26 protein-coding genes and 4 pseudogenes are annotated in these 26,190 nt (G+C 60.1%); 19 read left to right on the top strand and 11 right to left on the bottom strand.

Annotated features, from left to right (window positions below):
• Positions 1-5: 5 nt before the first annotated feature.
• From OIN59_RS17780 to OIN59_RS25385, 8 genes and pseudogenes are all read left to right on the top strand, one after another.
• On the top strand, positions 6-800 hold the full coding sequence (locus tag OIN59_RS17780) for an SDR family NAD(P)-dependent oxidoreductase (RefSeq protein WP_274112393.1): 795 nt from the start codon (positions 6-8) through the stop codon (positions 798-800).
• Positions 801-825: 25 nt separating this feature from the next.
• Positions 826-1,740: an acetaldehyde dehydrogenase (acetylating) gene (locus OIN59_RS17775; RefSeq protein WP_274112392.1), complete on the top strand. Its 915-nt coding sequence runs from the start codon at positions 826-828 to the stop codon at positions 1,738-1,740.
• Between the two features lie 14 nt (positions 1,741-1,754).
• On the top strand, positions 1,755-2,792 hold the full coding sequence (gene dmpG, locus OIN59_RS17770; protein ID WP_274112391.1) for a 4-hydroxy-2-oxovalerate aldolase: 1,038 nt from the start codon (positions 1,755-1,757) through the stop codon (positions 2,790-2,792).
• 14 nt (positions 2,793-2,806) lie between these two features.
• Positions 2,807-3,595 (top strand): 2-oxo-3-hexenedioate decarboxylase, encoded by a 789-nt coding sequence (dmpH, locus tag OIN59_RS17765; protein WP_274112390.1) that lies wholly within the window; start codon positions 2,807-2,809, stop codon positions 3,593-3,595.
• Positions 3,596-3,637: 42 nt separating this feature from the next.
• Positions 3,638-4,621, top strand: a complete 984-nt coding sequence (locus OIN59_RS17760; RefSeq protein ID WP_274112389.1) for a Bug family tripartite tricarboxylate transporter substrate binding protein — start codon at positions 3,638-3,640, stop codon at positions 4,619-4,621.
• 24 nt (positions 4,622-4,645) lie between these two features.
• The gene (locus OIN59_RS17755) at positions 4,646-4,837 is read left to right on the top strand and encodes a 2-hydroxymuconate tautomerase (protein ID WP_013517254.1); all 192 of its coding nucleotides are present in this window, start codon (positions 4,646-4,648) and stop codon (positions 4,835-4,837) included.
• 395 nt (positions 4,838-5,232) lie between these two features.
• Complete coding sequence (locus tag OIN59_RS17750; RefSeq protein WP_274112388.1) at positions 5,233-5,742, top strand: DUF3363 domain-containing protein; 510 nt, start codon at positions 5,233-5,235, stop codon at positions 5,740-5,742.
• A gap of 131 nt (positions 5,743-5,873) precedes the next feature.
• Positions 5,874-6,032: pseudogene (locus OIN59_RS25385) on the top strand (DUF3363 domain-containing protein); the annotation flags it as partial.
• Between the two features lie 265 nt (positions 6,033-6,297).
• Here OIN59_RS25385 and OIN59_RS17745 read toward each other — a convergent pair.
• Positions 6,298-7,272: a Bug family tripartite tricarboxylate transporter substrate binding protein gene (locus tag OIN59_RS17745; protein ID WP_274112387.1), complete on the bottom strand. Its 975-nt coding sequence runs from the start codon at positions 7,270-7,272 to the stop codon at positions 6,298-6,300.
• A gap of 246 nt (positions 7,273-7,518) precedes the next feature.
• Between OIN59_RS17745 and OIN59_RS17740 the strand changes: the two are divergent.
• A pseudogene (locus OIN59_RS17740) lies at positions 7,519-7,635 on the top strand (transposase); the annotation flags it as partial.
• A 67-nt stretch (positions 7,636-7,702) separates the two neighbouring features.
• Here the strand turns inward: OIN59_RS17740 and OIN59_RS17735 are convergent.
• Both OIN59_RS17735 and OIN59_RS17730 read right to left on the bottom strand, forming a co-directional pair.
• Positions 7,703-8,419 (bottom strand): annotated as a pseudogene (locus OIN59_RS17735) (IS3 family transposase); the annotation flags it as partial.
• 342 nt (positions 8,420-8,761) lie between these two features.
• Positions 8,762-9,096: pseudogene (locus OIN59_RS17730) on the bottom strand (transposase); the annotation flags it as partial.
• Positions 9,097-9,391: 295 nt separating this feature from the next.
• Here OIN59_RS17730 and OIN59_RS17725 point away from each other — a divergent pair.
• From OIN59_RS17725 to OIN59_RS17715, 3 genes are all read left to right on the top strand, one after another.
• On the top strand, positions 9,392-10,366 hold the full coding sequence (locus OIN59_RS17725) for a Bug family tripartite tricarboxylate transporter substrate binding protein (protein ID WP_274112386.1): 975 nt from the start codon (positions 9,392-9,394) through the stop codon (positions 10,364-10,366).
• Between the two features lie 3 nt (positions 10,367-10,369).
• Positions 10,370-10,837 (top strand): nuclear transport factor 2 family protein, encoded by a 468-nt coding sequence (locus OIN59_RS17720; RefSeq protein WP_274112385.1) that lies wholly within the window; start codon positions 10,370-10,372, stop codon positions 10,835-10,837.
• 274 nt (positions 10,838-11,111) lie between these two features.
• Positions 11,112-12,011: a LysR family transcriptional regulator gene (locus OIN59_RS17715; RefSeq protein ID WP_274112384.1), complete on the top strand. Its 900-nt coding sequence runs from the start codon at positions 11,112-11,114 to the stop codon at positions 12,009-12,011.
• A 33-nt stretch (positions 12,012-12,044) separates the two neighbouring features.
• Here OIN59_RS17715 and OIN59_RS17710 read toward each other — a convergent pair whose 3' ends face one another.
• From OIN59_RS17710 to OIN59_RS17675, 8 genes are all read right to left on the bottom strand, one after another.
• Positions 12,045-13,154 (bottom strand): muconate/chloromuconate family cycloisomerase, encoded by a 1,110-nt coding sequence (locus tag OIN59_RS17710; protein ID WP_274112383.1) that lies wholly within the window; start codon positions 13,152-13,154, stop codon positions 12,045-12,047.
• 45 nt (positions 13,155-13,199) lie between these two features.
• Positions 13,200-14,180 (bottom strand): Bug family tripartite tricarboxylate transporter substrate binding protein, encoded by a 981-nt coding sequence (locus OIN59_RS17705; protein ID WP_274112382.1) that lies wholly within the window; start codon positions 14,178-14,180, stop codon positions 13,200-13,202.
• Between the two features lie 11 nt (positions 14,181-14,191).
• Positions 14,192-15,079 carry an MBL fold metallo-hydrolase gene (locus OIN59_RS17700; RefSeq protein ID WP_274112381.1) on the bottom strand — a complete coding sequence of 296 codons (888 nt, stop codon included), beginning with the start codon at positions 15,077-15,079 and terminating at the stop codon, positions 14,192-14,194.
• Positions 15,080-15,121: 42 nt separating this feature from the next.
• The gene (gene catC / locus OIN59_RS17695; RefSeq protein WP_274112380.1) at positions 15,122-15,400 is read right to left on the bottom strand and encodes a muconolactone Delta-isomerase; all 279 of its coding nucleotides are present in this window, start codon (positions 15,398-15,400) and stop codon (positions 15,122-15,124) included.
• Positions 15,401-15,444: 44 nt separating this feature from the next.
• Complete coding sequence (locus OIN59_RS17690; protein ID WP_274112379.1) at positions 15,445-16,308, bottom strand: alpha/beta fold hydrolase; 864 nt, start codon at positions 16,306-16,308, stop codon at positions 15,445-15,447.
• 66 nt (positions 16,309-16,374) lie between these two features.
• Positions 16,375-17,352 carry a Bug family tripartite tricarboxylate transporter substrate binding protein gene (locus OIN59_RS17685; protein WP_274112378.1) on the bottom strand — a complete coding sequence of 326 codons (978 nt, stop codon included), beginning with the start codon at positions 17,350-17,352 and terminating at the stop codon, positions 16,375-16,377.
• 54 nt (positions 17,353-17,406) lie between these two features.
• Positions 17,407-18,099 carry a 3-oxoacid CoA-transferase subunit B gene (locus OIN59_RS17680; protein ID WP_274112377.1) on the bottom strand — a complete coding sequence of 231 codons (693 nt, stop codon included), beginning with the start codon at positions 18,097-18,099 and terminating at the stop codon, positions 17,407-17,409.
• Positions 18,096-18,785: a 3-oxoacid CoA-transferase subunit A gene (locus OIN59_RS17675; RefSeq protein ID WP_274112376.1), complete on the bottom strand. Its 690-nt coding sequence runs from the start codon at positions 18,783-18,785 to the stop codon at positions 18,096-18,098. Before OIN59_RS17675 ends, OIN59_RS17680 begins: the two co-directional genes overlap by 4 nt.
• A 9-nt stretch (positions 18,786-18,794) precedes the next feature.
• On the opposite strand from OIN59_RS17675, the gene OIN59_RS17670 reads away from it, so the two are divergent.
• The 7 genes from OIN59_RS17670 (at position 18,795) to OIN59_RS17640 (ending at position 25,991) form a co-directional block, all read left to right on the top strand.
• Entirely contained in the window at positions 18,795-19,889 is a 1,095-nt protein-coding gene (locus tag OIN59_RS17670) for an FAS1-like dehydratase domain-containing protein (RefSeq protein ID WP_274112375.1), read from the top strand.
• Between the two features lie 50 nt (positions 19,890-19,939).
• The gene (locus OIN59_RS17665) at positions 19,940-21,103 is read left to right on the top strand and encodes an acyl-CoA dehydrogenase family protein (protein ID WP_274112374.1); all 1,164 of its coding nucleotides are present in this window, start codon (positions 19,940-19,942) and stop codon (positions 21,101-21,103) included.
• Positions 21,104-21,113: 10 nt separating this feature from the next.
• Positions 21,114-21,992 carry an HpcH/HpaI aldolase/citrate lyase family protein gene (locus OIN59_RS17660; protein WP_274112373.1) on the top strand — a complete coding sequence of 293 codons (879 nt, stop codon included), beginning with the start codon at positions 21,114-21,116 and terminating at the stop codon, positions 21,990-21,992.
• Positions 21,993-21,994: 2 nt separating this feature from the next.
• Entirely contained in the window at positions 21,995-23,284 is a 1,290-nt protein-coding gene (locus OIN59_RS17655; RefSeq protein WP_274112417.1) for an acetyl-CoA hydrolase/transferase family protein, read from the top strand.
• Between the two features lie 15 nt (positions 23,285-23,299).
• Entirely contained in the window at positions 23,300-24,496 is a 1,197-nt protein-coding gene (locus OIN59_RS17650) for an acetyl-CoA C-acetyltransferase (RefSeq protein ID WP_274112416.1), read from the top strand.
• Between the two features lie 48 nt (positions 24,497-24,544).
• Positions 24,545-24,889, top strand: a complete 345-nt coding sequence (locus tag OIN59_RS17645; protein WP_274112372.1) for an EthD family reductase — start codon at positions 24,545-24,547, stop codon at positions 24,887-24,889.
• 214 nt (positions 24,890-25,103) lie between these two features.
• The gene (locus OIN59_RS17640; RefSeq protein ID WP_274112371.1) at positions 25,104-25,991 is read left to right on the top strand and encodes a LysR family transcriptional regulator; all 888 of its coding nucleotides are present in this window, start codon (positions 25,104-25,106) and stop codon (positions 25,989-25,991) included.
• Positions 25,992-26,190 lie beyond the last annotated feature (199 nt).

Raw genomic sequence — 26,190 nt, 5'->3', positions numbered from 1 at the left:
GCCGCATGGACCTGCAACTGGCGGGCAAGCGGGCCCTGGTGACGGGGTCGACGGCCGGCATCGGCTTTGCCATCGCCACCGAACTGGCGCGCGAGGGCGTAGCGGTGGTGCTCAATGGCCGCACGGCCGAGCGCGTGGCACAGGCGGTGCAGCGCCTGCACGCCCTGGTGCCGCGGGCCGATGTGCTAGGCCACGCAGCCGATGTCGCCACGCGGATTGGCTGCGAGCACCTGGCGCAGGCCAGTGCGGGCGTTGACATCCTGGTCAACAACTTCGGCATCTTCGACCCGCAGCCGTTTCAAGCCATTGACGACGCGCAGTGGCAGCGGTTCTTCGAGGCCAATGTTCTGAGCGGCGTGCGCCTGACCCGTGCCCTGCTGCCTGCGATGCAGGCTGCAGGCTGGGGCCGGGTGGTGTTCATCAACAGCGAGTCCGGCGTGAACCCACCCACCGAGATGCTGCACTACGGCATGACCAAGGCGGCGCAGCTGTCCCTCTCCCGGGGCCTGGCGCAAAGCTGCGCGGGCACCGGCGTGACGGTGAATGCCGTGCTGCCCGGCCCCACCCGTACCGAAGGGGTGGCGGACTTCTTCGCCAAGCTTGCCGTCGAACAGGGTGTGGGCCTGGCCGAGGCAGAGCGCCGCTTCTTCGCGCAGTCACGCCCCACCTCGCTGCTGCAACGGTTCATTGAGCCGCCCGAAGTGGCAGCCCTGGTCGCTTACGTCTGCAGCCCCCGCTCGTCCGCCACCCATGGCGCAGCGCTGCGGGTGGAGGGCGGAATCCTGTCTTCGATGTGTTGAATCCTTTTTTTGAGAGAGATTTCCCATGAAACGAAAAATCAAGTGCGCCCTGATCGGGCCCGGCAACATCGGCACTGACCTGCTGGCCAAGCTGCAGCGCAGCCCCGTGCTGGAGCCGGTGTGGATGGTGGGCATCGACCCCGAGTCCGACGGCCTCAAGCGTGCCCGTGAGATGGGCATCAAGACCACCGCCGAAGGCGTGGACGGCCTGGTGCCGCACATGAAGGCCGATGGCGTGCAGATCGTGTTCGACGCCACCAGCGCCTATGTACACGCTGAGAACTCGCGCAAGGTCAATGCCGAGGGCGCGATGATGATCGACCTCACGCCCGCGGCCATTGGCCCGTTCTGCGTGCCGCCCGTGAACCTGAAGGAACACATCGGCAAGCGCGAGATGAACGTCAACATGGTCACCTGCGGTGGCCAGGCCACCATCCCCATGGTGGCTGCGGTGAGCCGGGTGCAGCCGGTGGCGTATGGCGAAATCGTCGCCACCGTCTCCAGCAAGTCGGCGGGCCCGGGCACGCGCAAGAACATCGACGAGTTCACCCGCACCACAGCGGGCGCCATCGAGCGCGTGGGCGGAGCCAAGAAGGGCAAGGCCATCATCGTCATCAACCCGGCCGAGCCACCGCTCATCATGCGCGACACCGTGCACTGCCTGACCGAGGGCGAGCCCGACCGCGAGGCCATCACCCGGTCCATCCACACCATGATCGCCGAGGTGCAGAAGTACGTGCCGGGCTACAAGCTGGTGAACGGCCCGGTGTTCGACGGTAACCGCGTCTCGGTCTTTCTGGAAGTCGAAGGCCTGGGTGATTACCTGCCCAAGTACGCCGGCAACCTGGACATCATGACCGCCGCCGCCGCACGCACCGCCGAGATGTTTGCCGAGGAAATCCTCGCGGGCAATCTCCAACTCCAACACGTCGCCGCCTGAAGGAGCAGCACGCCATGACACTCAACGGCAAAAAAATCACCCTGCATGACATGACGCTGCGCGACGGCATGCACCCCAAGCGCCACCTGATGACGCTGGAGCAGATGAAGAGCGTGGCCCAGGGCCTGGATCAGGCGGGCGTGCCGCTGATCGAGGTGACCCACGGCGACGGCCTGGGCGGCGCATCGGTCAACTACGGCTTTCCGGCGCACAGCGACGAAGAGTACCTGGGCACCGTCATCCCCCTGATGAAGCAGGCCAAGGTCTCGGCCCTGCTGATCCCCGGCATCGGCACCGTGGATCACCTGAAGATGGCGCACGGCCTGGGCGTGCACACCATCCGCGTGGCCACGCACTGCACAGAGGCCGATGTGAGCGAGCAGCACATCACCATGGCGCGCAAGCTGGACATGGACACCGTGGGCTTCTTGATGATGGCGCACATGAACGACGCCGTCGGCCTGGTCAAGCAGGCCAAGCTGATGGAAGGCTACGGCGCCAACTGCATCTACGTGACTGACTCGGCCGGTTACCTGCTGCCCGACCAGGTCAAGGAGCGCGTGGCCGCCGTGCGCGCCGCCCTCAAGCCAGAGACCGAGCTGGGCTTTCACGGCCACCACAACCTGGCCATGGGTGTGGCCAACTCCATCGCCGCCATCGAGGCAGGTGCCAACCGCATCGACGCGGCCGCCGCTGGCCTGGGCGCGGGCGCAGGCAACACCCCCCTGGAAGTGCTGGTGGCCGTGTGCGACCGCATGGGCATCCAGACGGGCGTGGACGTCTGGAAGATCCAGGACGTGGCCGACGACCTAGTGGTGCCGCTGATGGACTTCCCCATCCGCATCGACCGCGATGCGCTGACGCTGGGCTACGCCGGTGTGTATGGCAGCTTCTTGCTGTTTGCCAAGCGCGCCGAAAAGAAATACGGCGTGCCCGCACGCGACCTGCTCGTCGAACTGGGCCGCCGCGGCATGGTGGGCGGCCAGGAAGACATGATCGAAGACACCGCACTGACCATGGCCCGCGCACGCGGCCTGCAGATCAGCGCCTGAATGGAGCCGCACCCATGGCACTCGCACAAAGCACCATTGCACAACTGGCCGAGCACCTGGAGAACTGCCAGCTGCAAGCCAAGGACACCCCCAAGATCACCGACGACCACCCAGAGATGGACTGGGACGATGCCTACGCCATCCAGGACGCCATCCTGGCGCGCAAGCTGGCGCGCGGCGCACGCTTGGTGGGCCTGAAGGCGGGCCTCACCTCGCACGCCAAGATGCGCCAGATGGGCGTGACTGACCCGGTGTTCGGCTTCCTGGTGGACGACTACACCGTTGCCGAGGGCGCGGCAGTCAAGACGTCCGAACTGATTCACCCCAAGGTGGAGCCCGAGATCGCCTTCGTGCTCAAGCGCGCGCTCAAAGGGCCGGGCTGCCACATCGGCGCTGTGCTCGCCGCTACCGACTTCGTGATGCCTGGCATCGAGGTGATCGACAGCCGCTACCGCGACTTCAAGTTCGACCTCAAGAGCGTGGTGGCAGACAACACTTCTGCGTCGCGCTTTGTGGTCGGCGGCCGTGCCATGCGACCCGAGGATGTGGACCTGCGCACCGTGGGCCTGGTGCTGGAGAAGAACGGCCAGCCCGTGGCCCTGGGCGCCGGCGCGGCCGTGCTGGGCCACCCCGCCGCAGCCATTGCCATGCTGGCCAATCATCTGGGCCGGCGCGGGCAGGAGATTCCCGCCGGCAGCGTGATCCTGTCGGGCGGCGCCACCGAGGCTGTGGCCGTGGCGGCGGGCGACAGCGTATGCCTGCGCGTGCAGGGCATGGGCAGCGTGTCGCTGCGCTTTGCCTGAGCCGCCGGGCCTTTCACACAGAACGACAACAGGAGGCAAACCATGCAACGACGAGACTTCATCACGGCAAGCGCCCTGACCGCACTGGGCGCAGCCCTGCCGGCAGGCGCCTGGGCGCAGGCCAGCTACCCCGCCAAGCCGGTGCGCATGATCGTGCCCTTCCCGCCAGGTGGGCCCACCGATGTGATGGGGCGCACGGCTGCCAAGGCCATGGGCGACAAGCTAGGCCAGCAGTTGGTGGTCGAGAACAAGGCGGGTGCGGGCGGCAACATCGGCACCGACGCAGTGGCCAAGGCCGCGCCCGACGGCTACACCATCGGCCTCACGGCCATCAGCAGCTTGGCCATTGCGCCGCACCTGTACGCCAGCGTGCCCTTCAATATCGAGAAGGACTTTGCGCCGATCTCGCTGGTCGGCACAACTCCCTGCGCGCTGGTCGTGCACCCCAGCGTGCCGTTTAACGACCTCAAGGGCATGGTGGCCTACGCCAAGGCCCATCCCGGCAAGCTCAACTACGCCACCTCGGGCATCGGCACCAGCAACCACCTGGCGACCGAACTGCTGCAGTCGGTGGCGGGTATTCAGCTCACCAACGTGCCGTACAAGGGCTCCAGCCAGATCGTGCCCGACCTGCTGGCCGGCACCATCACTATGAGCATGGAAAGCTCGCTGGCCACCACCTTGCAGCACATCAAGGCGGGCAAACTCAAGGCCATTGCCGTCACCTCGCCGCAGCGCGCCAAGGCGTTGCCCGAGGTACCGACGATCGCTGAGTCCGGCTACCCCGGCTTCAGCGTGGAGACCTGGTTCGGCCTAGTGGCCCCCGCGGGCACACCCCAGGCCATCGTGGCCAGACTGCACGACGCCTGGGAGGCCGGGGCCAAGTCGCCTGAGGCGCAGCAGGCGTTCGACAACATCTCAGGCAACCTGCGGGTCACGTCGCCGCAGGAGTTCGCTGATTTCATCCGCGCGGAGAATCGCCGCTGGGGCGAGCTGATCCGCAAGTTGGGCATCAGGGCGGACTGACCCTTTCTGACAGGACCAAGCACCATGCCATTTGCACAGATCTACATGATCGAGGGCCGCACCGAGGAGCAGAAGAAGGCCGTTATCGAGAAGGTGACGCAGGCCCTCGTCGATGCCGTGGGCGCGCCGCCGGCCAACGTGCGCGTCTGGATCCACGACGTGCCCAAGGAAAACTGGGGCATTGCGGGGGTGAGCGCCAAGGAGCTGGGGCGCTGACTGCTTCGTGGTCAAAAGCGCTTGTGACGCTGGCGCCCTTTGAGTATTCCAACGACGAGCCTGAGTGGAGGCCAGATACCCTAGTTGAACAGGCCTCTCATTGCCCACATCGTGCATGTACTGAGTGCAGGGCGCCAGGCCCTCCCGCTCGATCAAACTAGTCGTGCCTTTTCTTCCCGGCTGACAACGGTGTGCGACTGCTCGCGAGCGCGTTGGCGACCGAATGGCTGGCCCTTGATACCGAGCGGGAGGGCAGTGCGAGCCTGACGCGTGAAACGGATCAAGAGCTCTAGACCGATCTAAACTGCGGCCTGCTGTTACAGCCCTATCAGCCGCGCGGCCACCTGGTAGAACTAGCGACCTGCGATGCTGAGTGCGAGCCGCGTGCGCTACTTATGGGCGGCTGCAGCAGCTCTTCGAAATGGTCTTGTTCGAATCCTGAGCGAACTACCCCGGGGGCGGTGGTGGCCGGACATCGATGCACGCTGCGCGCAATGGGCGAGCGTGGCGACATAGTGCGGACAGCGCAGCAGCGCGATATGGCGGCCGAGACGCTGGGTGCGGCAGTTCAGCCGGTGAGTGACAAGGGCCGGGCCGACGAATTCCAGGAGCGAGGCGGCCCGCTGCTCGATGGCATTCATCGCAGCGTGCCCTGCACAGCGCCGATGGCCGGCACCGAACTCGAACAGTTTCCCGCCTGCGCAGTGGTCGAGGCGCGTGGCGCGACCAAGGAGTGGGCCGCGGACAAGACCATCGTCGACCTTCACATTCTTTTGCCACGCGCGCGATCCGTTTGCGACGATCGCGCAGACGACCGTCGCAGCCCACTGGCGCTGCCTGGGAGAGCCTCGCCGCACCGGTTAGCCTGCGCGAGCACACGCGCTAGTACGACGCCTAAAGTTTGATTTGTGGCAGCGAGTCGCGCTAGTCACACCTACCCATCTCGCAGCAAGCGCAGGTGATCGGCGCGACCTGGTTAGTGTGCCCATTGATTGGCGGGGCGGCTCGCACGAGGTGCTAGTGTCAGCGGGACCTTGATGCGGCACCATGCAGCATTACCGGCGATACAGGCCTGTCGGCTCGGCGGGTGGCGGATGGCGAGCGCGTGTCCGGCGTCTACCGGCGTAACGTATTGCTGGTCAACGGGCGTTTCGGGATGCTAGACAACGGGCGGGGTCTCACCGCAGAGCTCTGAAGGTCGACGATCGGGCGGCTTATGGACCAGCAGCGATCTGCAGTTGTATGTGGATCGTCGGTGACTTAGCAGGTCGGCGTACACACGAGGCGCGTTGAGGGTTCCTGCTGTTATCTGACAGGCTGTAGTGCCGAATTTTCCTGACACTATTGTTGTCAAATGCAGCAGTGCTATTAAATTTCTGGAAACCCTATGTCTAGCAAAAGCAAACTGGCACCTCTAAATACCAAAATCAAAGCGCCCACCATCTGCAACGGCGTTTGGGCTATTCGGGAACAAGGCCCGCCGCATCGATCATGGACTTCCATTTCAGAGTCTCACTGGCTGTGAACTGTCCGAGCTCTGCTGGCGAGCTGCTGAGAACTGAGAATCCTAAAACTGCGAACCGATCTACCACCTCTCTTCGCTGTGCGAATTTGACTATTTCGCGATTCAGTACCGAAACAACGCTAGAGGGAGTGCCTGCTGGCACATAAGCAGCCATCCAGTAGCTTAAATCGAAACCGGACATGTTTGGCGCGCTCGATAGCACGGGAATTTCAGGCAAGTTAGGGTGGGCTTTTGCCGATGTTTGCGCAATTCCCTTTAGCTTCCCTGACCTTAGATATGGAAGAGCAGACTGCAAATCTACGAAAATCGTACTTACTTGCCCACTTAGCGTGTCTGCAATCGCGCCGGGCCCGCTTTTGTAAGGTACATGCACCCACTTTAGATCTGCGCTCGATCCCAGCATGGCGCCGGCGACAATGCCCGAACTGTTAGCGGTGGCGTAACTGACTTCCCCTGGGTGTGCTTTTGCGTATGCGATTAATTGGGGCAAGGTGCCAAATGGAGCACTCGGCAGTGCCGCCAAAACAAAAGACCCTTTCCCTATCATAGATATGGGTGAAAAATCGATGGCTGGGTTGTATGGAAGACTTTTCATGAGGCCTGGGTTGGCTGCTTGGGTCGTGTTGGTTGTGAACAGCAGCGTATAGCCGTCAGGCGCTGATTTAGCGACAGATTCGGCACCAATAAGCCCATTGGCTCCGGCCTTATTTTCCACGATCACTGGCTGTTTGAGGGCTGCCGAAAGATGCTGTCCTGCTAGACGCGCCAACGTGTCAGTGGCTGTTCCTGGAGCAAAAGGCACAATAATTTTTATTGCCTTTGAAGGGTAAGTGTGCAGCTGCGCCTTAACCGTAAAGCAGATGGTCACCGATAAAATCGTCAATAGTCTCAATAACAATAGTCTTTTCATCTCTGTCTCCCGACTGTACGGCTCATGCTATCCAACTTGGATTGTTGGAAAGAACATTGCACGGATTGAGGGAAGTGTGCCCATATCGCAGAGCTGCAGGAATGTGGATATTTGGAACGCGGTCTTTGGTATAGACAAATATGATTGGGCTGCGGCCGGTTGCGTTGAAAATTAACTAATGATATTAACTGCCCCTGGTCCGGTAGGCGAACCCCGCTTATCCTATGGAGCATAGAAGGGAGTCCGATGAGCACTCCGAGGTTTACGCTGGAATTCAAGGATGAAACAGTCAAACAGGTTGTTGAGCGCGGGTATACCGTGCCCGATGTTGCAGGTCGTTTGGGCGTCTCAGCGCCTACCTTGTAGATTTCTACGCGGAAGTGACCCACTAACCCCCCAGATGAGGTGCGGATAAAAACTTGTACCGGTTTTATGCCGCAAAGCCAAGGCTCACCCGGTATTCGATGGGACTGAGAGGGTCAAGGGAGATCTTGATCCGCTTCTCGTTGTACCCGCAGATGTACCAGTCGACCACCCCAATGAACTGCTCGATGGTCATGCCTTTCCTGTCCTGAGGATAAAGCGGCTCATTCTTCAGCCGACTGAAAAAGCCCTCGCACGCCACGTTGTCAAGCGGGTAGGCCTTGCGGGACATCGCGCGGGTAGGTTTGCCTCACCCATTCTCGATAGTCACCCTGGCCTGCGGTAGTGTCCTCCGCGGTTGGAGTGGACCACTGGTCGTTCTTTTGTTTTCGGCACCGTCTCTATGGCAGCGCCCAGCATGGTGTTGACCCGCTCAGCGTCCGGGCCCGCGCCAATGGTTCAGCTCACCGCTATCCCACCGAAGCAATCGATGATGGGCGGCAAATAGACCTTGCCCGCCGGTATCTGGAACTCTGTGGTGTCCGTCGGTCATTTCTCGTTCGACGCTGCAGCCTGGAAGTCACGGTTGATGATGTTCTCCGGTGCTGGGCTGATCTCGCCAAAGGAAGGGCGCATTCTGCCGCTGCTTGGGCTTTGCAACCACTAGGCTCTCTTTCTTCATCAACCGCTGCACGACCTTTTTGGAGATGGTCATATCCTGCCTGGAGAGAGAGGCCTGCAGCCTGCGATAGCCGTAGCAGCGGTGGTTCGACTCAAAGATCGCCACAGCTTTCTGAGTCGGTGAGAATTTGGGTTCTCGACCTGCGTAGCCGGCTTGCAAATCAAGACGTTGCTCGTATTTACGGAACCAGCCCTTCAAGGAATTCTTGGTGGGGTAACCTAGCTGACGGATTGTGAGTCTGACTCGCTTGTCCAGCTTGACATAGAACTCACTGCCCGGATTCGGTCTTCGTTGGAATACAGGAACTACCTCCTGGGAGTCCAAGTTTTTGTCCGCATCCCCGGTGGGGCAGGATTGCATGGAAATCAACAGTCAGGTCCTGCTGGGTCAAGCCGGTATTGATGGCAGCCAGCGCCTGGGGTGCCAGCTGGGGCTTCACTGCTTCTCTAGCAAATGGCGGAAACGCAGGATGGTGGTCTCGTCGGGCATGCGTGCTGCGCCGTCCAGGCCTGAAAGCGGCGATACAGAGATCGCTCGTTCAGCTCTTCTTCCATGGCCGGATCGCCCAGGTTTCACTGCAGCTGCAGGCGTTGGATACACAGCATGGTCTCGATGGGAAACGGTGGACGACCGCCAATGGTCTAGTGCGCACCGCGGGCAAATGGGGCAATGAGGGCCACCAGAGTCGCTCAGGGAACGACCTGGTTCATCTCGTCAAGGAAGACCTCCTTGGGGGTCTTCTTGGGCAGCGGGTCTGGGCCCAGGGTGAATTGATCCATGTGGGATTGTCTTTAATGCCTGGCACTGGCTGCTACTCATGTGGGGGAGGTTTTGCAGACCTTCCCTTGAAGCAGGGGTTTGGCTACTAGACCGGGCTCAGTCCATTTTTCCAACATCTAAGGTTAGTTCCAATCCGCAGCGATTCAAATGCTTTGGATACTTGAGTTCTACCTTAGCCGTCCTTGCCGATCGAAACGACGTGTTCCGGCAATCTGAATGGACCTCCGCAGGCCACTTGCATAGGATTCTCAAGTCCACTAGATGGTGGTCGCAATAAAGATACGGAGACAAATGATGATCAAGGGGCTTCTCACCGGTGGCGGAATCATCGCGGCCGTTATTGCGGGTAGCGCGTTTGCCCAGACCTATCCCATTAAACCCGTCACGCTCGTGGTTGGCTATCCCGCTGGGGGACCTGTCGACGCCTTTGCGCGTGCCTTGGGGCAGAGACTGACAGAGGAGCTGAAGCAGAGTTTCATCATCGACAACAAACCGGGTGCGAACGAGATCATCGCGTCGCAGCACGTCGCTCGGGCGCAGCCGGATGGTTACACGATTTTTGTGTCTACCGAAGCACCACTGACTCAGAATCAGTTTCTTTACAAAAAGCTGGGTTACAACCCAGTGATCGATTTGATGCCTGTCAGCCAACTTGTGAGCGTTCCGATGACGCTTGCGGTCAGCCCGGGCTTTCCTGCTAACACACTGAAGGAGTTCTTGGAAGTGGCGAGGAAGCGTCAGGAGAATCCGATCGCCTACGCTTCGGGTGGCGTAGGCGGGGTGACGCACCTTCCCATGGCCATGCTGGCCAAGAACGAAGACTTTAAATGGTCTCACGTACCTTACAAAGGGGCCGCGCCCATTCTGCCGGACTTGATGGTCGGGCATGTCGATGCCACGATATTGGCGGTGTCCTTCCTGCAGCAGCACATCAACGAGAAGAAGCTGAAGGCACTTGCGGTTTACGCGGACAAGCGTGCTGCGAGCTTGCCCAACGTGCCCACTTTCAAGGAGCTGGGCATTCGCGATATCAGGGCCAACTTTATCATCGGCATGGTCGCACCCAAAGGCACGCCCCAGCCGATTGCAGAGAAGCTCGCATCCGTATCAAAGAGAGTCATGCAGGACAAGTCGTTCCGCGAGCGGTTTATGGACCCCTTTGCGTTCACCGAAGTGGGCTCTTCTCCGACGGAGTTTTCCGCCTACCTTGTCGCCGATCGGGTGGTGCAAGAGGAACGCGTGAAAGTGTCTGGCGCCACCTTGGACTGAAACATGAACTTCGAAGCTCGAATCGTGCGTATTGAAGATGAACTGGCCATCGGCCAGCTCCGCGCCCGTTACTGCCACTTCCTCGACGATATGGACTGGCCTGCATTCATTGCACTGTTCACACCAGATGGCGTGTTCGAAGGCCTCTCCAAGGTACAGGGCCGAGAGGCGCTCATGCGCTTCTTTAGTCTGGAGGTACCGAAGATTGCAGAGCGCTTCTGGCACTTCTGTACCAATGGGACCGTTGCGATCGATGGCGATAGGGCTGTCGGCCGTATCTCGATGGAATACATCTCGACAACACAGGGCCAGTCCTATGTATCGGCGGGTCATTACGACGACGTCATGGTCAAGGTGGACGGCGAGTGGAAGTTCGTGTCACGGAAAATCACCTTCTACTTCTACAGCCCGCTGAGCGAGGGCTTTACGGGCTCTCCACCACTTACGGTGTCGAACCCGGCAATTTATTAAGCCCACGGGAGACATGGGTCGGATACCCACATCGAAGCCATCGCCTTCGATAGGAGCCCATCGGACATTTCCCCATCGATGCGGCGGCGTAGCAGCATCGTCCTGGCCGTGGCGACACCGCACGTGCCGTCGCTTCACTCGCCAGGGTCGCGGCTCCGGAAAACCAGGGTTGCGAAGAAAGCGCGTGAAATAGAATGGAATTCCGAGTACAGACGTGCTCCCCCGACGATGGCGGGAGGCGCGGCGGCTTGCTTGATCTCCCGGAGCATTCGCCATGAATTACGACCTAACAGATTTCCGAATCTTCACCAATATTGCCGAAGAGTCCAATCTGACGCGTGGCGCGGCCCGATCATTCCTTTCTGTGCCAGCGACCAGTCAGCGCATCAAAAATCTGGAAGAGAGCCTGAAGGTCAAGCTTCTGCAGCGCACTACGCAAGGGGTTTCGCTGACCGAGGCGGGCAAGGCGTACTTGCTTTATGCGCACAAGGTACTCGGCAACCTGGAGTTGCTGAGCAGCGAGTTGCAGGCATTTGGCGCCGGGGTGAAGGGACATTTGAAGGTGCATGCCAACACCACGGCGATCACCGAATTTCTTCCGCCGGTGCTCAAGGAGTATCTCGGCCTTCATCCGAACGTGCAGATCGATTTGCGCGAACGGCTGAGCGATGAAGCCGTTCGGGCTGTGCGCGAGGGGGCTGCAGACCTCGGCATCATTTCCGGAAGCGTCCCTGCGGACAACCTGGAGCTTCAGCGCTTCGCGACGTCCCGCCTAGTCGTCATTGCCCCGGCTGGCCATGCCGTTCTCAAACAGGAGTCAGTGCGGTTCAAGGAGCTGCTTGGCTACGAATTCGTCGCTTTGCTGGACGGCAGCGCAACGCAGGAGTTCTTGCGACAGCATGCGTTGAAGGTGCACGGCTCGATCAAGGTCCGGGTGCAGGTCGCAGGCTTTGATGCGATTGTCCGATTGGTTGAATCCGGTGTGGGGCTTGGTATCGTCCCCGAGATGGTTGTTACGCGCCTGAATACCCTGGGTACGATCGGGATATGCACTTTGGCGGAACCATGGGCCGGCCGTGACTACTACCTGTGCGCCAAGGAGTTTGCTTCGCTCCCGTTGTTTGCACGCGAGTTCGCGACCAGTGTCCTTCTGAGATACCAGCAATCCGCGTAGCGCAGGTCTCGCCGTGGAGGCGAGACCGACCACTTACGCTGAACGGCGATAGAACGCGAGTTTCTCCAAATCGAGTTCGGCCCCCAGCCCTGGGTCCGAGGGGGGCACCAGCGCATAGTCTTCGTACCGCAGATCGACGCGAGCCACATCGTCCGAGAGCAGTTGTGGGCCGAACAACTGGCATCCCCAAGGCAGCGATGGCAGGGTGGAAAACAACTGCGCGCAGGCCGAGGTTCCGATCCGGCCTTCCAGCATGGTCCCGCCAAACAACGTGATGCCTGCTGCGCTGGCGATGTGGGAGACCTCCTTGGTCCGCGTCATGCCACCGTGCTTGCTAACCTTGAGGGACAATGCATCGCAGGCATGAGAGCTGGAGAACGCAAGCGCATCCTCGATGGTCACCACCGCTTCGTCCGCCATGATCGGAAGCGTGTAGGTAGCGGTCAGGCGCTGCATGGCTGCGACATTGGCGCGGTGCACGGGTTGCTCAACGACTTCAATGCCACCCGCCTGCAATTCGCCAATGGCCCAACCGGCCGTGGCTTCATCCCACGCTTGATTGGCATCGACCCGCACGGCCGCATCCTCGCCGAGAGCGGCCTTGACGGCAATGGCACGCGCGACGTTTTCGCGCACGTCACCGCTGCCCACTTTCACGAGAAACAGCCGATGCGTGCGCTGGTTTAGCTTCTGCAAGGCCTCTGCCACATCCAGGTCGACCTGGCCATTGGCGAGCACCCACAGCATCTGCAGGCGTTCCTGCGTCCGTCCACCAAACAAGGCCGAAGCCGGAACGCCCAAAGCCTTGGCCGTGATGTCCACGCAGGCCATTTCCAGCGCAGCCTTGGAGTAGTAGTTGCCTTTGATCAGCCTGTCCATCTTCAGCAGAGCGTTCTCGATCCGGCGTGGGTCCTGACCGATCAATCCGGGGGCCAGCACGTCATCAATCACGGCCTTGGCTGCCGTGATGGATTCTTCGCTGTAATGAGGAATCACCGAGAGTTCACCCAGCCCTTCGATGCCAAGATCCGTTTCCATACGGACCACAAGCAGCGAATGCCGGTTCAACGTTGCCATCGCAAGCTTGTGCGGCCTGGCAATGGGAAGGTCCACGATGATGGCTTGGATGGATTCAATTTTCATGAGCCTGGTTTCCCTCTTGCTGGTCAATACTGGGAACGGACCTCGTCATTCCGGCTGTATCCCGGCCGCTTCCACGACGTGTTTCCACCGCCCGCTTTCGGCGGAAATGAAGCTTGTGAACGCGACGGGTGTGGACCCCACAGGCAAGGCACCAAGGCTTGCCAGGCGCACCTGCACGGAGGACGTGGCCAGCGCACCGCCAATGTGTTTCGCGAGTTTTTCGACGATGGCGCGAGGAGTGCGGGCCGGTGCCCACAAACCGTACCAAGTGCTGACGTGGAAATCAGAAACACCAGCTTCGGCCATGGTTGGAACATCGGGCAAGGCTGCAATGCGCCTGGGCGTGGTAACAGCAAGCGCCCGGAGCCTTCCCGACTGGATAAACGGCATGGAAGAGGGCAACGAGTCGATCATCATGTCCACTTGCCCGCCCAGTAGGTCTGTTAGTGCTGGAGCACTGCCTTTGTACGGTATGTGCAGCAGCTGTGTTCCAGTCCGGATTTTGAACAACTCGCCCGCCAAGTGAGGTGCGGCGGCGGTGCCGGAGGAGGCGAAGCTCGTCGGCCCTTTGCTTGCCTTGAGATAGGCAATCAGATCCTGGACGGAGCGCACGGGCAACTCGTTCTTGACGACCAGCACCAGTGGCACATCGGCGATCTGCGACACAGGGGCGAAGTCCCGCAACGCGTCGTATGGCATTTTTTTATAGACGCTGGGGTTGATGACGTGAATGGAGGGGTTAACCAACAATGTGTAGCCGTCCGGCGCGGCCTTGGCGACAGCATCAGAGCCGATGAGGCCACTCGCTCCCGGCTTGTTCTCGACGACGATGGGGGCGCCAAGGCTTTCCGACAGTTCTTTGAGGAACACGCGTGCCAGCACATCGGTCGGCCCACCGGGCGAATAGGGAACGATGACTCGGACGGGTTTTTTCGGGTATTCGGCGCCGGACACCTGCGCGTACGCCATCACGTACAACGCGCTTGAGATCAGTATCGCCAGGCGAACAAGCAGGGAGCAAGGCATTCTGGTGCTCCTTACCATTTGACGGGTTCAAAGCGGTAGCCGTTGCCTTCGCGCCGGATGAAGCCAGCGTAAGGATCGCCAAAATGGACTGGAAGGATCAGGGCCTCGCGTTCGGCGGCACGTTCCAGGAACGCCATGCGCGTGGTGCGAGCCTGTTCTGGCCAGATGCAGTAACCGGAATTGATGTGCGGCTGCGCGATCTGGATCGGGTTGTGGAAGATGTCGCCACAGAAAACCGCCTCTTCGCCCCGCGACCGGATCCGGAACGCCACCTGTCCCGGACTGTGGCCTTCCGCCGCCTCCACCGTCAGACAATCTGCGATCTCAATGCCGGGTTTCATCATCACGGAAAGGCCCGCATCCACCACTGGCATGACGCTGTCGAAGAACGATGCGCCAAAAACATCCATGCCTTCTTCCTTGTTGCGACCCGATTCGCAGAAGAGGAAATCGTCCTGGGGTAGGTAGTAGCGAGCGTTCGGAAAGGTCGGGGTCCAGCGATCGTCGAGCCAGCGCGTGTTCCAGCCTACATGGTCCATGTGCAGGTGGGTCAGGGCGACATGTGTGACCTTGTCGGCGGGAGCGCCTGCTGCTTCGAGCCATTCCAGAACCAGGTTGTTGAGCCGGTGCATCCGCGCCATGCCTTCTCGTGGCTTTCCGTTGCCCACGCCGGTATCGACGACGATGATGCTTGACCCCGCATGGACCACCCACAACTGAACGGTCAGGACTAGCTTGTTCATGTGGGGGATCCAGTGTCGCGGCGCCATCCAGTCGCCGCTGGCTTCCAGGACTTTCTGAGGCAGATCTGGTAACAAAAAGGAGGGCGCGTGGGTGGGCCCGGAGTATTCCTGTATGCGGGTGATGCGAACATCCCCGATCATTCGCGTTTCCATCATGGGATGGTCTCCAGTCGGATGTGGCAGCTCACCGAGGGGCGGCTACTTAATAGAGGAAGGGTGCTGTGCCAAAGGTGTTACTTCGATGTCGAAGTAGGGAAACATAGGCAGTGAGCTAAGGAGTTCGTGTAGTTCGTCGTTGCTGGAGCAATCGAAAATGCTGATATTGGCGTAGCGGCCAACGACTCGCCACAAGTGGAGGAACTTGCCTTGGTGTTGTAGCTCCAAAGCGCGCGCTTTCTCGCGGTCTTTCAGCTGCTGAAGCTGCTCTGGGTCTAGATCTCGAGGAAGGTTTACTTCCATTCGTACGCAATACAACATGTCCGGGTCTCCTGTGGTTTTCGAGAGGGTCTGGTAACCGCGGCCTATGCAGCGTGACCAACATCGCCGATGTGGTGTTCTGGATTGGCGCGGAAACCAGCATATATCGACGCTGCGGTGGTGTCCTCTGCCGCGTACCGGGTAAGTAGTTCGGCGAGCAATCGAGGGCTGTGAATGGCCATGAAATGGCCGGAAGGCACGTGCAGGGCCTCGATCTGTGGAGCGAAAGACGCAAGCCGGTCTATCTCTGCTGGAGGTCGCAGGGCGTCGTGCGTTCCGGCCACGAAAACCGAGCGCCTCGGCATGAGTGGCAGATCCGGCGTCAGATCCAGATCCGCCAGCATGGCGTAGAGAGCACCCAGGCTGCGTGGATCGGTGGAAAACCAGCGGCATCGGTAGGTTGCAAACGCCGCAGGGTCTGTGCGCAGAGCAGCCGGGAATGCTCGCTCGAACACGGCCGCCGCATCGCCGCGCATTCCCTCGGCAGCGATTTTGCGCGCCCTTTGTCGCGTTGCTTCCCGTTGCTCCGGCGCAACCCCGCAGGCTGGCGCGAGGGCCAACAAGTGGCTGACACAGTCGGGGAAACGCGCCGCGTAGCGAATGCATATGGCGGCGCCAACCGCAATGCCCATCAGCACGGCTGGCCCCTCAAACCCCACTGCTGCGCGCAATGCGTGCAAGTCATCCACATGCGTGTCGATCGTGCAGCCGTCGTGCATCTTTTCGGACAGGCCAGCGCCTCGCGCGTCGTAGTAAAGGATATCGGCATCGGGTGGCAGTAACGCGACGACGCTGTCCCAGCTTTCAAGGCTTCCGCCCATCTCGTGCACCAGCACCATGCGTCGCCCCGCTCCCGGTCGCCGGGCATAGCGGATGCACGTGCCATTGATTTCAATCCAGCTCACCATGGCAAGGCCTTTCGAAGGAGCTCGTGTAGCGATAGTGTTCTCATGTGCTTGCCTCATTGGGGAGCATTAGTCGAGACTCGCGCCGGACACACGGATGCGTTCTGCCTGGACACGGCGATCTTTTGCCAGGTAGGCGGAGAACTCGGCGGGAGTTGAAGAAACAGGAACATAAGCAAACGGCTCCATGTACTTGGCTCGGAACTCTTTATCAGCAACAATTTTTTGGGCCAATCCCGCGATCTTGTCGATGATTAACTGAGATGTTCCGGCAGGGGCGCTTAAGGCCATGATGAAACTTGCCTGGACATCCTCAATGCCCAGTTCGTAGAAGGTCGGGATCTGTGGAAGTGCTGTTGCACGCGCAGGAGCGGACACGACCAATGCCTTGAGCCTTCGGTCGATGACGTAGGGAGCCACTGCCGAAACAGCGAGAAAGGCCGCGTCTACATTGCTGCTTAGTAAGTCTGGGATCAAAGGTGAGGCACCTTTGTAAGGAACGTGCACGTACTCAAGGCCATTGTTCTTGGCGAACATGGCCATGGGCAGGTGGGTTACCCCGCCCATTCCGGTGGATCCGTAGTTGATAGGGTTCGATTTTCTGGAGCGCGCTAGCGCGAGTAGTTCGGGCAGCGTGTTGGCTGGAAATGATGCGGGGACAACCAAAGCCATTGGTACATGAACCAATTGCGTGATGGGCGCAAAATCTCTCTCTGCTACGTAGGCTAACTTTTTGTAGAGGAACTGGTTTTGGGTTAGCGGGCTTTCGGTTGACATCAATAGGGTATGCCCGTCAGCAGGCGCTTTTGCCACCGTTTGGGCAGCGATGGATTCGTTCGCACCCGGCCGGTTGTCAATGACGACCGGTTGTTTCAATGCCTCGGACAAGCGCGGTGCCAATGCGCGCATGAATGAGTCCAATGGACCTCCTGCTGAGTAGCCGACGACCACCGTGACAGGTTTTGTGGGGTATTCAGTGGCCTGAGCTGGCACCAGCAGGAATGAAGCAAGTAAAAAACCCAGCTTGGCACGAAATCGATTCAACATTTTGTCTCCTTGTGTGTAAGTGGAATGCGAGAGCGGCTTTCAGAAGAAAATGAGCTATGGAAAGCCGGTGAGCGATGGAATGCCCGAATCGTCGACGGCTGCGGTCGGGATATCGAACGTCAATGGAGCCCCCGTGGCTTCTCGCAACTGCTCATGGGTGACGTCTGGCGACATCTCGATGACCGTCAAGCCATCAGGTCGAACATCGATGACGGCCAGATCGGTGTAGATACGTGTGACGCACGCAATGCCCGTGAGGGGGTAAGTGCAGTGTTTCAGGATCTTGTGCACATTGCCTTTTCCAACGTGCTGCATGAGTACATAAACTTTTCTCGCCCCGGCTGCCAGATCCATGGCACCCCCTACAGCGGGGATGGCTTCAGGATCACCGGTGTGCCAGTTGGCGAGATCGCCGCACTCGGACACCTGGAAAGCGCCAAGCACGCAGTAGTCCAGATGGCCGCCGCGCATCATCGCAAAGGAATCTGCGTGATGAAAAAACGAAGCGCCGGCCAGCAGCTTGATGTGTTCTTTTCCGGCATTGATGACGTCACCGTCTCTTTCACTTTCCTCCGGACGCTTCCAGCGGCCAAGCACTCCATTCTCGCTGTGCAAGATGACTTCCCGATCGAAGGGGATGTGGTTGGCAACCAGCGTGGGCAGGCCAATGCCCAGGTTGACGTAGGCCCCTTCGGGAATGTCTCGAGCGACCCGCGCTGCCAGTCGGTCACGAGCCTCGGGCGTCATGCTGCGATCCTTTGCGCAGCAACTGATTGCCGCTGCACCAGCCGATGCACGTAAACACCAGGCGTCACCACCCATTCGGGATCCAGCTCGCCCAGAGGAACAACACCGCTGACAGAAGCGACGGTGCAACGCGCGGCCGTGGCCATCACTGGGCCAAAGTTGCGGGCGAGTTTCCGGTAGGTCAGGTTTCCCCAACGGTCCGCACGCTCAGCCTTCACAAGGGCGTAGTCCAAATGCAGCGGCATCTCCAATACCTGCCCCCGACCATTCAGCACGCGGCTTTCCTTGCCCTCGGCCAGGGGAGTTCCGTAGCCAGTCGGGGTGTAGAAGCCGCCAACGCCCGCACCCGCCGCACGCAGACGCTCCGCCAATGTGCCTTGCGGCACCAGTTCCAGCTCTAGCTTCCGGCTGCGGTACAGCTCATCAAACACGTAGGAGTCGGCGGCTCTTGGGAAGGAGCACACCAGCCGGGCAATGAGGCCAGCCTTTAGAAGTGCGGCAACACCGACTTCGCCACCGCCGGCATTGTTGCTGACAAGCGTGAGATTGCGCGGTGACCTGGCGATCAGGGCATTCACTAGTTCATCCGGTACGCCCGAATTACCGAAGCCACCGATACCGATGACCGCCCCATCGGGAACGTCTCTCAACGCGGTCTCTGCTTCGGGCCATAACTTGTCGATCATGTTTGCTCCTTGCTGTGCGCTCTTCGCGCTGTTGGGCCGAAGAATGTCGCCATCCGCCAAAGGCCGCAATTTCGCTTTTCAAAACACCGTGTTCGCCTCAAGCGCGAACAGCGAGCGTTCGGTAACCTGGAAGTCACCGGTTCGGAAAGACGAATTCCAGAGTCGCCTCTGAAGTCACATGATGAGCACATGCACCAAACAGCCACGGCCACCACGGGCCACCTCCCGCTATCCGCATCGACATCCCTCGAAGCCCTGCGGGCGTATGCCGCATGGGAAGGGCGCGAAGAGACCACTTTCGATGCCGCCAGCGCGGCGACTGCGGCCATGCTTCACGCCACCTTGGATAAGGAAGGAGCACCTCCGGCAGATGGCGATCCATTGCCCGCGGGCTGGCACTGGGCGTTTTTTGCGCCTTGCGCGCCGCAGTCCCTGATCGGTGCAGATGGGCACCCGCAGCGCGGTGCTTTCCTGCCGCCTGTACCACTTCCTCGACGCATGTGGGCGGGGGGAAGGCTGCATTGGCGTGCGCCGATCAGGGTCGGCGATGCGCTGCGTCGCACGTCGCGCATTCTTGCGGTTCGCCCCAAGGAGGGCCAATCCGGTCAAATGGTCTTCGTGACCGTGGCGCATGAAATCCACGGCCCTGAGGGCCTGCTCCTCATAGAAGAGCAGGACATCGTCTACCGTCATGCTGCGGCCCCTGGCACCAGAGCAGACGCTCGCCCGGCCGCGCAGCCACTACGCACCGAACCGGCTTGGCGCAGGACGGTGGAGCCGAGTCCGGCCTTGCTCTTCAGGTACTCCGCGTTGACGTTCAACGCACACCGCATCCACTACGACCGCCCCTTTGCATGCGACGTCGAAGGCTACCTCGGTCTGGTCGTGCACGGACCGCTGCAGGCAACCTTGCTGCTGGACCTCGCAGCCAGGCGAGCCCCCGACAAAACACCGAGCCATTTTTCATTCAGCGCGCGCGCGCCGCTGTTTGATGGCAACTTGTTCGCCCTCTGTGGCACGCCTGTGCAGGAGGATCACGCCGTCCTGTGGACCGAAGACCATCGCGGCGCGGCGGCCATGCGCGCCGACATCCACTGGGCGTGAAGCGATCCGGTCCAGTCCACCTTTAACCTAGCCTCTAGAGAGATACAGAATTGAACCAATCAACAAGAGACCCCCATGAAGAGTTGCGCGAAGCAGTCCGCGATCTGTGCAGTCACTTTTCTCAGGAATATTTCAGACGCGTGGACGAAGAGCGCGGATACCCGGAAGCATTTGTCAATGCGCTCACCGAGGCGGGCTGGCTTGCAGCGATGATTCCGTCGGAGTACGGTGGTTCAGGTCTCGGTCTCACCGAAGCCTCGGTAATCATGGAGGAGATAAATCGCAGTGGCGGCAATTCAGGAGCATGCCACGGCCAGATGTACAACATGGGCACATTGCTACGCCATGGTTCCGAGCAGCAAAAGAAGTCCTATCTGCCCAGGATCGCATCTGGGGAATGGCGGCTGCAATCCATGGGAGTCACCGAACCCACCACAGGCACTGATACGACCAAGATCAAGACAACGGCTGTCAAGAAGGGCGATCGCTACGTCGTTAACGGCCAAAAGGTGTGGATCTCCCGTGTCCAGCACTCCGACGCGATGATCCTGCTGGCACGGACAACGCCGCTGGTGGAAGTGAAGAGGAAGTCCGAAGGCATGTCCATTTTCATGGTGGATTTGCGTCAAGCCGAGAAGAGCGGGATGACAGTGCGTCCCATCCCGAACATGGTGAATCACGAAACCAATGAGCTCTTCTTCGAGAACCTGGAGATTCCAGAAGACAACCTCATCGGAGATGAAGGGCAGGGCTTCAAGTACATCCTGGACGGACTCAACGCTGAGCGGACCTTGATTGCAGCGGAGTGCATCGGGGACAGCTACTGGTTCATCGACAAGGTGACGCAATACGCGAAGGAGCGCATTGTGTTCGGCCGTCCCATTGGCCAGAATCAGGGCGTTCAGTTTCCGATCGCGCGAGCCCATGTGAACACCGAAGCAGCCAACCTTATGCGCTTCGAGGCATGTCGCCGCTTCGATGCGAATGAGGCCTGCGGTGCGCAGTCCAATATGGCCAAGCTGCTCGCGGCAGATGCGTCGTGGGAAGCCGCGAACGCCTGCCTGCAGTTCCACGGGGGCTTTGGCTTTGCATCCGAATACGACGTGGAACGGAAGTTCCGTGAGACGCGGCTGTATCAGGTCGCGCCGATCTCCACCAACTTGGTGTTGGCTTACGTGGCGGAGCATGTTCTCGGCTTGCCACGCTCATTCTGAAGTGCGCGTGATGGACCACCTTCTCGCACACCGAACAGCACGCCTTGCAAGCGCACGAACGTTGCTGTTCGTGCCAGCGGATCGCCCAGAACGTTTTTTAAAGGCATGCGCCAGTGGCGCCGATGCCGTGATCCTGGATCTCGAAGATGCGGTGTCGCCCGCAAGGAAGGCGTTTGCGCGCTCTTGCCTGGCCGAGTGGCTGGCCCAACCATTTCACGGTGAGAGGCCGTCGTTGGTGGTCCGCATAAACGGCTTCGATGCCCAGGATCTTGATGCCGAGTTGGCGCTGGCCGACGCGCCTGTAGTGGATGGCTTGATGCTGCCAAAAGCGCAGTCCACCCTAGACATCGCCTGGGTGCATCGCGTTCTGCCATCGAAACCTCTCCTTCCATTGATCGAGACCGCCGTGGGCGTGCACGCGATTGAAGAGGTGGCTCGCGTACCCGGTGTTGTGCGGCTGGTATTCGGTTCGGTGGACCTGATGCTCGATCTCGGCGTGACAGAAGAGGCTGCGCTGGATGTCTATAGCGCCCTGATGGTGCTCCACTCCCGAGTCCTGGGGTTGCCAGCACCGATTGACGGCGTGACTCGCCAAATTACTGACCTGCAAGCCTTGTCGTCGGCTGCTTCGAAAGCCAGGGCACGGGGTTGGGGGGGGAAGCTTTGCATCCACCCTTGCCAGGTCGATATTGTCGATCGGGCGTTTCGCCCCTCGGACGAGGAGCTCGTTAGCGCAAGGCGGATTGTCGAGGCGGCGCAAGCCCAAGGTACCGGTGCGATCGCCCTTGACGGCGCGATGATCGATGTGCCGATTGTGCTCCAGGCCCGCCGCACCTTGGCTGAGGCAGCGGTGCGGGCGATGCAGCCGCACATAGGGGTTTCATCGTGAGTGTGCCTCATGCCGATCTGGACCTCGCCCGTTACATACGGCCTGGTGACACCGTCTTGTGGGGACAGGCTGGCGCCGAGCCTCAGAGTTTGGTGGCCGCACTGGTGGCACAACGCCAAGCATTCGCCAGGATCCGGGTGTTTCTCGGCATCGGCCAGTCGGGCCTAATTCAGCCCGAGCATGTGGACGCGATGGACTTCGTGGCGTACTGCGGAAGCGGCACCAACCGCAGCCTCACCGATGCCGGGGTTCTCGATATCGTTCCCTGTCACTACCTGGAACTGCCACAGCTAGTGCGCGACGGGGCGTTGCGTGTGGACGTGCTGATGTTGCAAGTGTCACCAGCCGACGCATCCGGGCGCCACTCCTTCGGGCTGGCCATGGAATACCTGCCGGCCGCGCTGGCCTCTGCTCGCGTGGTGATAGGTGAAATCAATGATCAGGTGCCCTTGACCAACGGGGCGTGCTCGCTTGCGCGCGAAGACTTCGATCTGCTTGTCCATGCTTCCTATGCGGTGGGCCGCAGTGCACCCGCGCTAGGCGCGCGCGAGCGGGCCATTGGCGCGTTCGCGGCCTCGTTGATCGGTGATGGCGCCACGCTTCAGATCGGGCTCGGTGCTGTTCCTGACGCGGTGCTCGGCGCATTGATGGACAGGCGCGACCTTGGTTTGCACAGCGGTGCTGCGACCGATGGCGTCGCCGCGCTTGCGCAATCCGGTGCGCTGACCAACGCGCGCAAATCCATTGACACGGGGGTGGGCGTAGCGGGGCTGCTGATCGGCAGCGAGCAGCTTCACCGGTACGTCGATCGCAACCCGTCATTGCGACTGTGCAAGACAGAGTACACGCACGACCCGGCGGTCCTGAGCGCCATCAAGAACCTGGTCGCGATCAACTCCGCCATTGAGGTCGATTTGACGGGACAGATAAATGCAGAAGTCGCAAGCGGCTCCTATGTAGGAGCCGTTGGTGGCGCAGGAGCCTTTCTTCAGGCAGCCCGTCGCAGCCACGGAGGCTTACCCATCGTTGCGCTCCCGGCATGCGCCGGACCGCACAGCCGCATCGTTGCGCGTCTGAGTGGACCAGTCAGCACCGCGCGTTGCGATGCAGGCTTCGTCATTACGGAGCATGGAATAGCCGATTTGCGCGGAAGGAGCCTCGCTGAGCGCGTGCGTCGCATGCTGGACATTGCAGCCCCCGAACATCGCGAACGCCTTGCGCGTGAGGCCCATGAAACACTCCGCTACATGGGACCGGATGGTCAGGGGCTTCTTCTTCGTCAACCTAAGTAAGGTCATCTCATGCGCTTGCGCCGCGTCGCCATTGTTTCTCCGCTTCGTACACCCGTGGGCCGCTTCGGTGGCCTTCTGCGGGACGTTCCCGCAGAAGATCTGGCCGCCACCGTGGCCCGTGCAGTGGTCGAACGCAGCCGAATCGATCCAGTCCGTATCGACGACGTTGTTTTTGCTCAGTCCTACGCCAACAGCGAAGCGCCTTGCATCGGTCGCTGGACGGCGCTGCACGCCGGCCTTCCAATCGAGGTGCCGGGCATGCAACTCGACCGACGCTGTGGGGGAGGATTGCAGGCCGTAGTGACCGCCGCGATGATGGTGCAAAGCGGTGCGGCGGACGTTGTGCTGGCCGGCGGCGTGGAAAGCATGAGCAATGTCGAGTACTACGCCACTCACATGCGCTGGGGTGCTCGATCTGGCTCGGTGCAGATGCATGACCGCCTAGAGCGTGGCCGTGAGCGGTCTCAACCCATTGAACGGTTTGGCCGCATTTCCGGAATGATTGAAACAGCCGAGAATCTGGCGCGTGAATACGGAATTTCGAGGGAGGCTTCCGATGCGTTCGCGGTGCGTAGCCACCAACGCGCTGTTTCAGCATGGAGAGATGGCGTGTTTTCGGAAGAAGTGGTGCCCGTAGCCGTGACGCAAAAAAAGGGGCCGTCCGTGTTGTTCGATCGCGATGAGGGTGTTCGGTCCGATGTGAGCCTTTCTTCGCTCGAAAGACTCAAGCCTCTGACCCCCAACGGGGTGGTCACGGCGGGCAATGCGAGTCAACAGAATGACGCTGCTGCGGCCTGTTTGGTCGTGGCAGAAGAGCACCTGGAGGCGCTGGGGTTGGAGCCTCTGGGCTGGTTGGTGGGCTGGGCTGCGGCGGGATGTGATCCGGCCACGATGGGCATCGGGCCGGTTCCTGCGACCGCCAAGCTGCTGGCGCGCCTCGGGCTCACGCTGGATGAAATGGATTTGGTGGAGGTCAATGAGGCGTTTGCGTGCCAAGTATTGGCGGTGCAAAAGGCCTGGGGCTGGAGCGACGACGACCGTCTGAATGTCAACGGCTCAGGCATCTCTCTTGGCCATCCAGTGGGCGCCACTGGCGTGCGCATCTTGACCAGTATGCTGCATGAGTTAAAGCGGCGTCGGGCGCGGTTTGGACTGGAAACCATGTGCATCGGCGGAGGTCAGGGCATGGCAGCCGTGTTCGAGCGCGCCTGATCTGACCAACAGTCCCCCGCTAGTTCCATACATAGAAAAGGTATTTTCATGATCAAAATGATTGCAATGCTTAAGCGCAAGGAGCATCTGAGCCATGAGGCGTTTGTGGAGCATTGGGAAAAAACGCATGGCCCTCTAGCGTTCAATGTACCCGGGCTGCGCCGGTATGTGCAGTCTCACATCCTGTCTGAACAGTTCCGGGACGACATTCCGTCCATGAACTTCGAGGCCGATGGCATCGCCGAATTGTGGTTTGACGATGCGGAGGCGCTCACGAAAGCCCACCACTCCGCTGAGATGCAAAGACTCCTAGCCGACGGAGCCACCTTCATTGGAGAAATAAAGACTTATCTAGTCGATGAGATACCTGTCCCTCATGTCTCGACGATGTAGTCGGAAACCAGGAAATTTTGCTCTGCCGCTTTCAGGGTGCTCGAGTGGACTAGAGAGCGAAGTGAATATGGTTGACTAAGTTAAATTGTCAAAACAAAAAACCTGGAGTAACGCCATGGATTTTTTCCGCCAGTATGTGCGCATGGCGGCAGTTGGTATTGCTCTTTTGGTTGCTTCGGAGCGTGCTTTTCAAGAGTAGCTCGGTGAACTGAAAATGATTGAGCTACGTCATCTGCGCTATTTCATTGCGGTAGCAGAGGAACTGAACTTCCGCCGTGCGGCAGAACGCATCCACATCGACCAGACGCCACTATCACGCACCATTCGGGACTTGGAACAGAGATGGGGGGTAACACTTTTTCTTAGAATGCCGCGAAACCTTCGACTCACGCCAGCCGGGGTCAAGCTGCTCGATCATTCGCGCAAGCTCCTTGTGCGCTTGGAGCGAACCAAGCGCGCGGTTAGAGCTGTTGATGTTCGTCATCGAGAACCGCTGCGTATCGGCGTTGATGAGTCTGCAGTCCAACCAATACTGGCCAAATGCCTCGCAAGTTGGCGGAGAATTGCCCCCGATATCTCGTTGGAAATTTCAGACATGCACGCAACCGAGATGCGTGCAGCTATAAACAATGAGGGGATCGACCTTGCCTTCTCATTTGGTCTAGCAGACAGCGGCGCCATAGCCCAGCAACCCGCATGGACTAGTAACCTAATGGCGATCCTTCCGGCTGATCATGAGTTGTCGGATCACAAGGAGTTGTCGCTAGGCGATCTCCTTTCATTTCCCACTATCGGGTGTAATGAGGCGCACAACCCCGGGCTCTATCAGCAAATGGAGGCGATACTGAAGCACTACGGGGTTTCAGCAACGATCGCCGGTGAGTCTCGGACGCTCGCAGGATACATCATGCAAGTGGCAGCAGGACAGGGAGTTGGTATTGCCGATGCGGCCTACATCCGCGCACTTCAGAGAGAAGACATCGTGGTGCGCCCACTCGCTGAACAGCTTCACATCACAACCTACGTGTTGCACAAGCAACACCCCGATGGGCCGTCAGAGACATTGCAACGTTTTCTGACGCACGCCACAACTTTGTATTAAAGGTTACTTTCCTCGCTGAGGCATTTTTGTTGCCTCGCCCCATAGGCTTTGGACATAGCAGCCCTCTGCTGCAAGACTCCCGCGCGTGATGACCTGAAGGCCTTGCCTTCGGATTTCAAGCCGAAGCCAGCGTACGCCGCAGCACGCCCCGATGGGTGTGCCGCGCGGCGGCTTGATTCCAGACTCATGCCTGTGTGCC

This window comes from Acidovorax benzenivorans, assembly GCF_028680575.1.
Taxonomy (GTDB): domain Bacteria; phylum Pseudomonadota; class Gammaproteobacteria; order Burkholderiales; family Burkholderiaceae_C; genus Acidovorax; species Acidovorax benzenivorans.
Note: the sequence above shows the minus strand (reverse complement) of the source record. Positions and strands in the feature narration are given on the sequence as shown.